The organism is Shewanella sp. NKUCC01_JLK, from assembly GCF_019345615.1.
Taxonomy (GTDB): Bacteria; Pseudomonadota; Gammaproteobacteria; order Enterobacterales; family Shewanellaceae; genus Shewanella; species Shewanella oncorhynchi.
This window is the reverse complement of the sequence record NZ_JAHKRD010000007.1, coordinates 198,207-211,528: the sequence shown is the minus strand read 5'-3', so window position 1 is coordinate 211,528 and position 13,322 is coordinate 198,207. Positions and strand designations below refer to the sequence as shown.

Annotated in this window: 9 protein-coding genes; 5 read left to right on the top strand and 4 right to left on the bottom strand. The window is 45.2% G+C overall.

Translation table 11 applies throughout. The annotated features are described in order from the left end of the window. Positions 1-126 precede the first annotated feature (126 nt). Positions 127-1,122: a formate transporter FocA gene (gene focA, locus KO537_RS09775; RefSeq protein WP_028760971.1), complete on the bottom strand. Its 996-nt coding sequence runs from the start codon at positions 1,120-1,122 to the stop codon at positions 127-129. A 1,219-nt stretch (positions 1,123-2,341) separates the two neighbouring features. Here focA and pflB point away from each other — a divergent pair. Next, entirely contained in the window at positions 2,342-4,624 is a 2,283-nt protein-coding gene (pflB, locus tag KO537_RS09770) for a formate C-acetyltransferase (protein WP_219234386.1), read from the top strand. 63 nt (positions 4,625-4,687) lie between these two features. Further along, the gene (gene pflA, locus KO537_RS09765) at positions 4,688-5,428 is read left to right on the top strand and encodes a pyruvate formate lyase 1-activating protein (protein ID WP_105252135.1); all 741 of its coding nucleotides are present in this window, start codon (positions 4,688-4,690) and stop codon (positions 5,426-5,428) included. Positions 5,429-5,472: 44 nt separating this feature from the next. Here pflA and yfbV read toward each other — a convergent pair whose 3' ends face one another. Further along, on the bottom strand, positions 5,473-5,916 hold the full coding sequence (yfbV, locus tag KO537_RS09760) for a terminus macrodomain insulation protein YfbV (protein WP_081729091.1): 444 nt from the start codon (positions 5,914-5,916) through the stop codon (positions 5,473-5,475). Between the two features lie 141 nt (positions 5,917-6,057). On the opposite strand from yfbV, the gene ackA reads away from it, so the two are divergent. From ackA to KO537_RS09745, 3 genes are all read left to right on the top strand, one after another. Next, the gene (ackA, locus tag KO537_RS09755; protein WP_219234385.1) at positions 6,058-7,257 is read left to right on the top strand and encodes an acetate kinase; all 1,200 of its coding nucleotides are present in this window, start codon (positions 6,058-6,060) and stop codon (positions 7,255-7,257) included. 111 nt (positions 7,258-7,368) lie between these two features. After that, entirely contained in the window at positions 7,369-9,522 is a 2,154-nt protein-coding gene (gene pta, locus KO537_RS09750) for a phosphate acetyltransferase (protein ID WP_028760976.1), read from the top strand. 478 nt (positions 9,523-10,000) lie between these two features. Then, positions 10,001-10,435: a hypothetical protein gene (locus KO537_RS09745; protein ID WP_219234384.1), complete on the top strand. Its 435-nt coding sequence runs from the start codon at positions 10,001-10,003 to the stop codon at positions 10,433-10,435. A gap of 814 nt (positions 10,436-11,249) precedes the next feature. On the opposite strand, the gene KO537_RS09740 is transcribed toward KO537_RS09745, so the two are convergent. Continuing rightward, positions 11,250-12,167, bottom strand: a complete 918-nt coding sequence (locus tag KO537_RS09740; RefSeq protein WP_219234383.1) for a class I SAM-dependent methyltransferase — start codon at positions 12,165-12,167, stop codon at positions 11,250-11,252. A gap of 6 nt (positions 12,168-12,173) precedes the next feature. After that, positions 12,174-13,283, bottom strand: coding sequence for an AI-2E family transporter (locus tag KO537_RS09735; RefSeq protein ID WP_219234382.1), 1,110 nt, complete (start codon positions 13,281-13,283; stop codon positions 12,174-12,176). Positions 13,284-13,322 lie beyond the last annotated feature (39 nt).

The window sequence follows — 13,322 nt, the reverse complement described above, 5'->3', positions numbered from 1 at the left end:
TCAAAAAACGGCATCTTCGGATGCCGTTTTTATTTACTTCATTATTTACACATCATAGTAAACCGACATAAAAATGCCCAGCTACCTGCTGGGCACTTTCACTTCAGACTAATAATTAAAGGCGTTCTAGGAATGTTTAGTCAGCTTAATCTCACTCTGATGCTGAGATTTTTCAGCATGCGAATGTGGTGCAGAAAAATGTTCATGATGAGCTTTGTGTGGTTCAGCCAAGGTGACTTTACCCTGCTCTATCCACCAATAACCTAAACCAACAATCACACCGCCACCGACAATATTGCCTAAGGTTACAGGTATTAAATTATTGAATATAAAGTTTGCCACGGTTAAATCGGCAAATTGTGCTTGAGTAACCCCTAAAGACACGAAGAACTCTGGGCTGGCGATAGATTGGATCATCATGCCCATAGGCACCATAAATAAGTTAGCGATACTGTGTTCAAAGCCACTACTAACGAACATAGCCACAGGTAAAATTAACAGTAACGATTTCGTCAGTACATCACGACTAGCAAAGGTCATCCACACACCTAAACACACCAACATGTTACATAAAATGCCTAAACTAAAGGCTTGAATCCAAGTATGGTGCAGTTTGTGCTGTGCCACTTTAAGTGCATTTAATCCCCAATTACCACCATCGAGATCATACATACCTGCGGCAGTGATCAAGCAAACCATCAACATAGCGCCGACAAAATTGCCGGCATACACGCGGCACCAACATTTGAGTAATTCAGCGCCAGTGACCTGTTTTTGTGCCCAGGCGACGGTACTGAGTACAGAACTGGTGAACAGTTCTCCACCGCAAACAACCACTAAGATTAAACCTAAACTAAAGGCTATTCCGCCAACGAAACGAACTAAACCCCAAGACGCATCGCCTGCGCCAGTAGTTACGGTTAAATAAAAAACAAAGGCTAAAGCGATAAATGCGCCAGCAAACACGGCTAAGCCAAAGGACTGCCAAGGTGCTTTAACCACTTTGCTTGTCCCGTAAATTTCAGCCTGATTGTAACAACTAAAATGAGCTGAAACCTGTGGCGCTTCATGTGCGCTGTTTGTCACAGTTGGAACTGATGACGATGGATTTGGGCTTTTCATTGCATAACTCCAACTTCAGATAAACAAACTTGAACGCGTAGCATAGGTATCTCCAGCAGCGCCATTGCGCAGATAACACGAATCAAAACCGAGATAATGATTTGCTGCTTAAATGATGATTCACTAAAGTCTCGCTTTGTATCATACAACACGCTTATGCTGTGAAGCAGATATTGCTAAAGCGTGATGCTATTCACACCCAAAATGTGAAAACTTTGAAGCCAAAAACACAAAAGGTTAATTGGTCTTACCATGCCAACCCGATTTTCATCGCGAGAATGTGGCTTAATTAAGATGGTATACAATGCATATCCTGCACGTTTCCATCTCATATTTAGCGAACTAACGCTTAAATTAATGCGCTATAGATTCAAGTTAACCTCAGCAATGACACATTAAATGACCAATAGCTTGACGCGTGTATCTCGGTATTCATTAAATTGAACCCACTATAACCCATAATTTAGCATTGACAGTTCAGTCCAACAGCAAGTAACAAGTTGCCTGCATCATTGCAAACTACCATATTTAGCCACTCTCTAACCCTTCCTGAATGATTTAAGTATTGCATGCTTTATTTGATGGCGTTATGACATGCCGTATCCTAAATCGACACTAAGTTAGCAAAGAAAAATAAATTAATACAAATAGCTAACATCAAACTTATTTTTAATATCATAACCACTGCGCCTACTGTGACAGCTCCCATTATCGAGCCGTGACTCCCACCAATCAAAATCAGCCTATACGAGGATAGATTTATCCTCGCTAAAGGTGGACAGTAAATGGGAACAATATAGGCAGGCTGATTTAAGAGATAATGGGGTTCAGATGTCACACCAACTTAAAAAGCGTGCCGTATTCCCTATTGTGGTAAAAAAATGCTACCTAGCTAGCAAATTTGGTATTAACAGAGCATAAACCAAGCCGTTTAAGATGCGATAGCGACAGACCTATGTTAATATGCTTGTGGACAATTGGTCTTACCAATTATAAAGATTTATCAGTAGCCGATAATCAAAGTAAGCGAATATTTGTCATCTTATCGGGTATCAATAGACAGACTTTTGGAGTGACGAGCGCTTCAAAATCCAGTTCCCATCATAGGGCGTCATCATGAAGGGAGCTTTATTTCAGGAATTAGCTATTGGCTTATACTCAGCATTGCTTAACGCTGATCGCCAATAACCTTTTATCTCAACCAGAAGGTATTAGTACGATGACCGACAAAACTGAACTGTTTGCCAACGCATGGGAAGGCTTTACTCCTGGCGATTGGAAATCTGAAGTCAATGTACGTGACTTTATCCAACAAAACTACGCGCCTTTTGAAGGCGACGAGTCCTTCCTCGCCGGTGCCACCGAAGCGACCACAAAATTGTGGGATAAAGTCATGGAAGGCATCAAACAGGAAAACCGTACCCACGCGCCTGTTGATTTCGACACTAAGATGGTTTCAACCATCACTTCCCACGACGCTGGCTATATCAACAAAGAATTAGAAACTATCGTTGGCTTACAAACAGACGCGCCGCTAAAACGCGCTATGTTGCCTAACGGTGGTATTCGTATGGTGGAAAGCTCATGCGCCGCCTACGATCGTGTACTGGATGAAGATGTTAAATACGTTTATTCAGAACTGCGCAAAACCCATAACCAAGGTGTGTTCGATGTTTACACCCCCGAAATTATGGCCTGTCGTAAATCAGGTATTTTAACGGGCTTACCCGATGCTTATGGCCGTGGCCGTATCATTGGTGACTATCGCCGTGTGGCACTTTACGGTATCGATTACCTGATGAAAGATAAGTTTGCCCAATTTAGCTCACTGCAAGCGCAGTTTGAAGCGGGTGAAGAGTTATCTAACGTTATCCAATTACGTGAAGAAATTGCCGAGCAACACCGTGCATTAGGCCAAATGAAGAAAATGGCTGCCAAGTATGGCTTCGATATTTCTCGTCCAGCGACCAATGCACAAGAAGCGATCCAATGGACTTACTTCGGCTATTTAGCTGCAGTGAAGAGCCAAAACGGCGCTGCCATGTCATTAGGTCGTACCTCTTCATTCCTCGACATCTATATTGAACGTGATCTAAAAAATGGCACCTTAACTGAGCAACAAGCTCAGGAAATGGTTGACCATTTTGTGATGAAATTGCGTATGGTGCGTTTCCTACGTACCCCTGAATACGACGAATTGTTCTCAGGCGACCCAATTTGGGCAACGGAGTCAATCGGCGGTATGGGCTTAGATGGCCGTACGTTAGTGACGAAATCAAGCTTCCGTTTCTTGAACACCCTTTACACTATGGGTCCAAGTCCAGAGCCAAACATCACAGTATTATGGTCAGATAAACTGCCAATCGGTTTCAAAAAATATTGCGCCAAAGTGTCTATCGACACTAGCTCAATCCAATACGAAAACGATGACTTAATGCGTCCAGATTTCCAATCAGACGACTATGCAATCGCCTGTTGTGTGAGCCCTATGGTTGTGGGTAAACACATGCAGTTCTTCGGTGCTCGCGCTAACTTAGCGAAAACCATGCTGTATGCGATTAACGGCGGCGTAGACGAAAAACTGAAAATCCAAATTGCCCCTAAAGCAGACATGATCACAGACGAAGTGCTCAACTTTGATGATGTGATGAATCGCTTAGACGGTTTAATGGATTGGTTAGCGACTCAATATGTCACTGCACTGAACTCAATCCACTACATGCACGATAAGTACTCTTACGAAGCCGCGCTTATGGCGCTGCACGACAGAGACGTACGTCGCACTATGGCTTGTGGTATTGCGGGTTTATCTATCGCAGCCGACTCACTGTCTGCCATCAAATTCGCCACCGTAAAACCGGTTCGTGATGAAAATGGCATTGCAGTTGATTTCGAAATCAGCGGTGACTATCCAAAATTTGGTAACAACGACCCACGTGTTGATGATATCGCCTGTGACTTAGTTGAACGTTTTATGGCGAAAATTCGTGACCGTAAAATGTATCGCAATGCGATCCCAACGCAGTCAATTCTGACCATCACCTCAAACGTGGTTTATGGTAAGAAAACCGGTAACACACCCGATGGTCGTCGTTCAGGTGCGCCATTTGCACCGGGTGCAAACCCTATGCATGGCCGTGATGAAAAAGGCGCAATCGCTTCTTTAACCTCAGTGGCAAAACTCCCATTTGCCCACGCTCAAGACGGTATTTCTTATACCTTCTCAATCGTGCCAAATGCGCTGGGTAAAGATGATGATGCTCGCCGTACCAACTTAGCGGCATTGATGGACGGATACTTCGACCACAGTGACAAAAAAGAAGGTGGCCAACACTTGAACGTCAACGTGATGAACCGCGAAATGCTCGAAGATGCCGTTAAGCATCCAGACAAGTATCCACAGCTGACCATCCGTGTTTCTGGCTATGCAGTGCGCTTCAACTCACTGACGCCAGAACAACAACAAGATGTGATCACGCGTACATTCACAAAAGGTCTGTAAGCTAAATTAGTCAAGGCTGTAGTACACTGTGCTACAGCCTCACTTATTTTAACAGGAGTCACAATGGCAGTTATCGGTCGGATCCACTCGGTGGAATCCTTTGGCACAGTAGATGGTCCCGGCATACGGTTTATCACCTTTATGCAGGGCTGTTTAATGCGCTGCCAATATTGCCACAACCGTGACACTTGGGATCTTGATGGCGGAAAAGAAGTTCTGGTCGATGAGTTAATGAGTCAAATCATCAGCTATCGGCCTTTTCTCGATGCCAGCAATGGTGGTGTTACGGCCAGTGGTGGTGAAGCCATTTTACAGGCCGAATTTGTCGCCGAATTATTCACAGCCTGTCAGCAAGAAGGTATTCATACCTGTTTAGATACCAATGGTTTTGTACGTAAGTACACGCCAGTGATTGATGAGTTGCTCGACCATACTGACTTGGTCCTGCTCGACATCAAGCACATGGACGATGAAAAACATATTGAGTTAACTAAAGTCAGCAACCATAGAACATTACAGTTTGCGCAGTATTTAGCAGAGCGTAATCAAGCGACATGGATACGTTATGTCGTAGTGGGCGGATTTACCGACGATGAAGCATCGGCATTACAACTGGCCGAGTTTATCAAGCCCATGAAAAACATTGAAAAGGTAGAGTTACTACCCTATCACGAATTAGGTAAACATAAGTGGGAAGCCATGGGCGAAAGCTATCAACTCGATGGGATATCCCCCCCGAGTCGAGAAACCATGGAAAAGATCAAAGCGGTATTTGTCCAACAAGGGATTAACGCGATTTATTAATCCACAGTAATAGAAAAGCCAAAACGGATAACCGCGGCAACGGCCTAAAGTTCTTCCCAATAACTGGCATCTAAACGCTCAAAGGCTATTTTTAAAATCAGTGCCATATCGAGGTAACAGGCCTTAGCGCCTAAAGTGTGGCAATTGATACCCATGGATGACAACTTCGCACTCAACTGGTTAATCCAGTCGAACAGCGTTAACGGTAATGGATGGCGAGCTCGCCAGCCTAACCACAGCAGCCCCTGTAACGGTAAGCTGATGAAAAATAAACCGAGAGTGACAGCTTGGGGCAGAAATGCCCAACCGTGAATATACAGCTGGCTCATGCTCACAAAAATCGCCAGCACTGGCATCACCAGTATGGCGAGCTGAGTTGCTCGGACGACCCGATACTCAGGAAAATAAAAACCCAGTTGTCTAACCATAGGCCAAGTCTTCATATACTGATGACCATCACCTAAGGTTTTGAGGATCTTAATGCTCAATCTTAGACACCAACTACAATGGAATACTGCTCTTACCATAGCACAATCTGGCGAATCGCCCCAAGACTGATATGGTAAAAACACCGCAGTTCCTCATTATTTTGAATCGTTATATTAAACACAATGGCAAAGGGTTTACACATGTCAAATAAACTGGTTTTAGTTCTCAATTGCGGTAGCTCTTCTCTCAAATTTGCCGTCATTGACGCGCAAACAGGTGACGACCAAATTTCTGGCTTAGCCGAATGTTTTGGTTTAGAAGACTCTCGCATTAAATGGAAAATCAACGGCGAAAAACATGAAGCAGCCTTAGGTGCATTTACGGCTCACCGTGAAGCAGTTGAATACATTGTTAATAAAATTCTTGCGGAACAACCTGAATTAGCAGCAAAAATTCAAGCCGTTGGCCATCGTATCGTTCACGGTGGTGAGAAATTCACTCGCTCAGTGATCATCGATGAGAGCGTGATCAAAGGCATCGAAGACTGTGCTTCATTAGCCCCACTGCACAATCCTGCTCACCTTATCGGCATCCGCGCGGCAATGGCCTCTTTCCCTAAATTGCCACAGGTTGCTGTATTTGATACCGCTTTCCACCAAAGCATGCCAGACAGAGCTTATGTCTACGCCCTGCCTTACAAGTTATACCGTGAACACGGTATCCGTCGTTATGGCATGCATGGCACGAGTCATTTATTCGTTAGCCGTGAAGCGGCAAAAATGCTCAACAAGCCCATCGAAGATACCAACGTGATCTGTGCTCATTTAGGCAATGGCGCGTCAGTGACTGCCATCAAAGGCGGCAAAAGTGTCGACACTTCTATGGGCTTAACCCCATTAGAAGGTTTGGTTATGGGCACGCGTTGTGGCGATATTGACCCTTCAATCATCTACCACTTAGTTCATCAACTGGGTTACACCTTAGAAGAAGTGAATAACCTGATGAACAAGCAAAGTGGTCTGCTGGGTATTTCCGAGCTGACCAACGATTGCCGTGGCATCGAAGAAGGTTACGCCGAGGGCCATAAAGGCGCGACCTTAGCCTTAGAAATCTTCTGCTACCGCTTAGCCAAGTACATCGCCTCTTACACTGTGCCACTGGGCCGTTTAGATGCAGTCGTCTTCACCGGTGGTATTGGTGAAAACTCAGATTTAATCCGTGAAAAAGTGCTCAACATGCTGGAAATATTCAATTTCCATGTCGATAGTGAGCGCAACAAAGCGGCGCGTTTCGGTAAGAAAGGTATCATCACCCAAGATAAAGGCACGATTGCCATGGTGATCCCAACGAACGAAGAATGGGTTATCGCCGAAGATTCCATTAAACTTATCAACAAATAAAAAGGCCGAAGCCGTTTGCTCACCCAAACGGCTTTATACCTTACGTAGCCGTACTCACAAGCAAATTTGCAGAAACTATTCTGCCAAAAACCATCGAAACTAGAGGTTTTTATGTCTCGTAATATTATGTTAATCCCCATAGGTACCGGAGTCGGCCTGACCTCCTTAAGCCTTGGGATGGTGCGCGCACTGGAGCGCCACGGGGTTAAGGTTCAGTTCTTTAAGCCTATTTCTCAGCTTCGTCCAAACGATAATGGCCCAGAACGCTCAACCACTATTCTGAGCAAATCGCCAACAGTAAATCCCTTAGAGCCCTTCGACATGGCCCATGCCGAAGCCTTAATTCGCGCCGACCAAATCGACGTCTTAATGGAGCAAATCATCGCCCGTGCGGCCGATTGCGCTAGCAACACAGAGACCTTAATTGTCGAAGGTCTAGTGCCAACGCGTAATCATCCCTTCGCCGATGATGTGAACTATGCCATTGCTAAAGCCATGGATGCCGACGTGATTTTTATTGCCACACCAGGCAGTGATACGGCCACAGGGCTAATGAATCGCCTCGAAATCGCCTATAACTCTTGGGGCGGGAAAAAGAATAAACGCTTAATTGGCGCCGTAATTAACAAGATTGGAGCACCCGTTGACGACGAAGGTCGCGCGCGCCCAGATCTATCTGAAGTCTTTGATCACCAAGGTGTTCAACGCTCAGATGCGGCCAGCATGTTCCAACTGCCGGGTAAGAGCCCACTACGTATCTTAGGCAGCGTGCCCTACAATCTTGATCTTGTCGCTCCTCGTGCTTCGGATTTAGCGAAACATTTAAGCGCACGCATTCTGAATGCTGGTGAAATGCATACCCGCCGCCTGCGTAAAGTAACGTTTTGTGCACGCAGTATCCCGAACATGGTCACTCATATTAAGACTGACTCCTTGCTTGTAACCTCAGGCGATCGCTCAGATGTGATCGTATCAGCCTGTCTTGCGGCCATGAACGGCGTGAAAATTGGTGCCCTGTTATTAACAGGTAGCTACGAGCCAGAGCCAGAAATCCTTAAGCTGTGTGAGCAGGCCTTTGAAACCGGTTTACCTGTGTTCTTGATCGACAGTAACACTTGGCAAACCTCGCTCAACATTCAACGTTTCGACCATGAAGTACCCGTCGATGACGCAGTTCGTATCGATCTGGTGCAGGATTATGTGGCCAGTCACATTGACCAAACGTGGATTGAAAGCGTGACTAAAAACTCACCCCGTGAGCATCGCCTATCACCACCAGCTTTCCGTTACAAACTCACGGAATTGGCGCGCGCCGCCCACAAGACTGTGGTACTGCCAGAAGGTGATGAGCCGCGTACCATTAAAGCGGCGGCCATTTGTGCCGAACGCGGTATCGCTCGCTGTGTACTTTTAGGCAAAAAAGATGAAATCCTGCGTATCGCCGCACAGCAAGATGTGGTGCTTGGCGAAGGCGTGATCATTATCGATCCAGAAGAGGTGCGCGACCGTTACGTAGAACCTATGTTGGAACTGCGTCGCAGCAAAGGCTTAACTGAAGTCGTTGCCCGTGAACAGTTAGAAGACAACATGGTGCTCGGCACTATGATGTTGGCGCAAAACGAAGTCGACGGTATCGTTTCTGGCGCGGTTAACACCACAGCCAATACCATTCGCCCACCACTACAATTGATCAAAACGGCACCGGGCTCAAGCTTAGTTTCATCCATCTTCTTTATGCTGATGCCAGATCAAGTGCTTGTTTACGGTGACTGTGCGATTAACCCAGATCCCAATGCTGAGCAGTTAGCAGATATCGCCATCCAATCGGCGGAATCAGCAAAAGCCTTCGGTATCGAGCCAAGAGTGGCAATGATCAGCTACTCAACTGGCAACTCAGGTACAGGTTCTGATGTGGATAAAGTGCGTGAAGCAACCCGTATTGCCAAAGAAAAACGCCCAGATCTGATTATTGATGGTCCATTGCAATACGATGCGGCAGTCATGCCAAACGTTGCACGCTCTAAGGCACCTAATAGCCCTGTCGCTGGTCAAGCTACCGTTTTCGTGTTCCCAGACCTTAATACAGGCAACACGACTTACAAGGCCGTACAGCGAAGCGCGGACCTGATCAGTATCGGTCCTATGCTGCAAGGTATGCGCAAACCTGTGAACGACTTGTCTCGCGGCGCGTTAGTCGATGACATCGTCTACACTATCGCACTAACGGCAATTCAAGCCGCACAGAACGACGCAGCTAAAGGCTAACAGCATTAAATCTGCATAACGTTACGCACAAAAAAGCACTGGTTATTACCGGTGCTTTTTTATTCTCAAATTTAGCGTAAACCATACCGCTGATCGCAAGAATCGCTTAATGGATAAGTCTAAATTGCAAAAGATGAAGAAAAAAACGAGAAATATCGAATTATGCAGTGTGAATAAGCTCGGCAAATTGCGAAAAATATCCACAAGTAGAAGTGGAACATAATGGAAAGCAGAAAAGCGTCACTTTTTAACCAGCAAATAAAGCAAGACAATATCAGTGACTTACAAAGTATCACTGAAGTCTTCAACATAGTTTTCCACAGTTTCTGTGGATAACCTTTTTATATGACTCCTAACTATATGCCACACACATGAGGTTTGAGTCAATGCTTTTCACAATAGACAGCGAATCACGACAAGACTTGTACATTACAGCTAAAATCGCGATACTCGGAACAAATTCCAATAACTAAAACTTATGCGAACTCTATTTTTTTTCTCTCTCCTGTTCCTCTTCGGTTGTGGCGATCCCTCAACGCAAGAGCAACGCCAGTTATCACCGGAAGAAGTGAGCTTAGGCTTTTTTAAAGCGATTTATGTTGATCGTAATGTTGAACAAGCCAAGCAATTCGTCGACGATCCCATTAAACAAGTGCTCACCCATTACCACATTGCCGCAGCCGTACAGCGTAATATGCTCGGCCTATCTATGACCAATGTTGAAATGGAAATTGATGATATCGATATCGACTTCTTCCGCAAATTTACCAAAGACGTCATTGTTGTGGTCAAAATGAAAGGCCTTAAAGGTGGTCAACCATGGATTGATGACAGGACCATACGCCTACACAAAATTGGTAGCCAATGGATTATCGTCGAACTTCTGCCTGAAAAGCGCAAAGTTAACGGTTAACCCCCCTTTCTTGCCTGCTTTCACCGCGCATACCTTGTCATACAATCATCCTGCTTACTTTCAGCCAAAAAAATAGCAACCCTAAGGTTGCTATTTTTTTGTGCTTGTTCTGTTATTTCCGACTCATAAGTACCGTCAGTTTAATCGTTATCGATTAAGCCTGGATCACTTCTTCTTCGCTTTCAGCAGGTAAAGACGTTAGTACATCGTCTTTCACTTGATAATAAGCATTTTCGTATTCATGAACTTCCATAACAACTCCTGCTTGATTGGGTAAGGTCGCAGAGGCTTGCCATTCTATGCTGACATTTTGCCTATGAGGAAAGGGATACATTCCGTGGGCTGGAGTATAACAAAGCAAAAGCCACAATTACAGAAAACTTTCAGTTTTGTATCGCCAAACATGGCATTTAAGGCTGGTTATCATTTAAATAGCTCACAATCAGTGATTCGACATGAAAGACTTTCACTTTCTACGAGGGTATTGAGGCCATGCTGACGCCATTTCATCATTCGCTTTATACACAAAAGCGATTAACAGAAATCGCTTACACAAAATGAATCTAGGGAATGCCATTAGATATTCAGGGCAGGCTTTATGGTGAAATTTCGCCCTCAAACACTTAGACCAACATCAAGTCAGTAAAGTGATTGAAACCTATGGGCGATCGCAGCTATCTGAGCGATTAAGCTACTGAATAATAAGTGCTGAGTAATAAGTGCTGTGTAATAAGCGACAGTGTAAAAAACTAAACACTCAACCTAAGCCGACAAAAAAGGCCAGTTAATACTGGCCAGTTAAGCTAAATCAGGCCTAGGCTTGAGTCGATAAGCGGTAGCGAAGCACCTTAAGTGACTTCTCTTCCGACACATCCATAAAGGCTAGCGGATTGGCTAAGCGCTCTATGTATTCGAGTGCAGGTGCTGCTTCCGCTACCTGTTGACGCAGGAAAGCGGTATCGAGTTCAGGTGCATTTAGACACAGTAATACTTCGCCATTCTCGGCAAGCAACTCAGGTAAACGCCTAATTAAACGCACATAATCCTTAGTCGCGACAAAACTGCCCTTTTGATTGCTCGGTGGATCGGCAACAACAATGTCGTAGGGACCGAGCTTTTTCAGTTTGCCCCAAGATTTAAAAATATCATGGCCTAAAAAACGGGCTCCCGCGCTAAAGCCATTCAGCAAATGGTTCTGCTTACCTATGCCTAATGCGCCTTTGCTCATGTCCATATTCACAACTTCATCGGCGCCCCCTTGTAATGCCGCGACCGAGAAACCACAGGTATAAGCGAACAAATTAAGCACCTTTTTATAACGGGCGTTTGCTCTAACCCACTCACGACCATTAGCCATATCGAGGAAGAGTCCGTGGTTTTGTCCGCGCATTAGGTGCACCTGAAACCGTGCACCATTTTCGCTAACGATATGCGGCTCAGGCACTTCACCTTGCAATAATTGGGTAAACGTCTCCCCCGCACTACGGTATTGGTAGACTAAATTCAATTGGCTATCTGGCCTAATAGCTTGCCAGCGCGCTGCAATCGCCTGTTGGCAGAGGGTTAAATCCGTATCCTCCAAGGGAGTAAAGCTGGTCAGCAATAGTACGGGTGCAAACCAATCTAAACATAGGTGCTCACAACCCACGTAATGCCCACCGCGGCCGTGGAATAACCGCACCGCATCATTACCTAACTCAATTGTCGCTAGCGCTTGTATAAAACTTTGCATCTTCTACTACTTACTCTCAGTTGCACTTGTATTGGCTTCATCGCCATTGGGAATTGCATTTTCCGTGTTACTGGCCAAGAACTTATCTTCAATATCGTCCGATAATAAAATGGCTAACCAATTACCACTCTTACTCGATTCGAGGGCAATTTTAACCACCATAGTCAATGGCACTGACAGCAACATGCCCACAGAACCTAATAACCAGCCCCAGAAAATTAATGATAAAAACACCACTAAGGTCGATAACCCCAGACCGCGCCCCATAAATTTAGGCTCAATGATATTGCCCATCACCATGTTGGCACCCACGTACAAAAGTGCAGTCCCCCCCGCAGCCGCAGGGCCAAGCTGAATAAAGGCCAACAACACCGCTGGAATGGCGGCAATGATAGAACCAATATTGGGAATGTAATTAAACAGGAAAGCAATCACCGCCCATAACATGGCGTAATCCACGCCGATGAAGGTCAATCCCACACCGACGATGATCCCAGTAGCCAAACTCACTAAGGTCTTGATCACCATGTACTGATTCACAGATTGTAAAAAGCGGTCAATCTGCTTTAAGCGCATATCGGGATCGTCCAATGCCAGGTGCAATTTCTTTGGCAGCGACTGAGCTTCAAACAGCATAAAGACGATAGTGAGGATGATCAGAAATAAATTCGCCATCACATTGCCGACACCCGATAGCATATTTGTGGTCATAGACAAGGCCATGCCAGGATCAAAATAGGCTAATACCTGATCCTTCGAAATCTGAATATTTAATGCCTGTAATTTATGGATAATCCACGAAAACTGCTCCACCAGCTGATCGCGATATTGGGGCAATTGTTTAGAAAACTCATTGACAGAACTGCCAACGACTGAGGCTAACCATAGGCCCATCAACACAATAAAACCCATCAAGAGGATCACTGCCAGCCATTTAGGCACACGGAACTTTGTCATCAAACCGATTGCAGGATTACAAATCACCGCAAGAAAACTGGACAGCACAAACGGCACCACAATCGGGCTCGCCGCCTTAATCCCTGCCAAAATAATCACTACAAAGGCCATAACCGCAAAGCCACGATAAGCAGCAGAGGGCGCATTAGGTCGAGTCATTTATTAAAAATCCTTCTTGATCTTAGATAAAATTGTTAG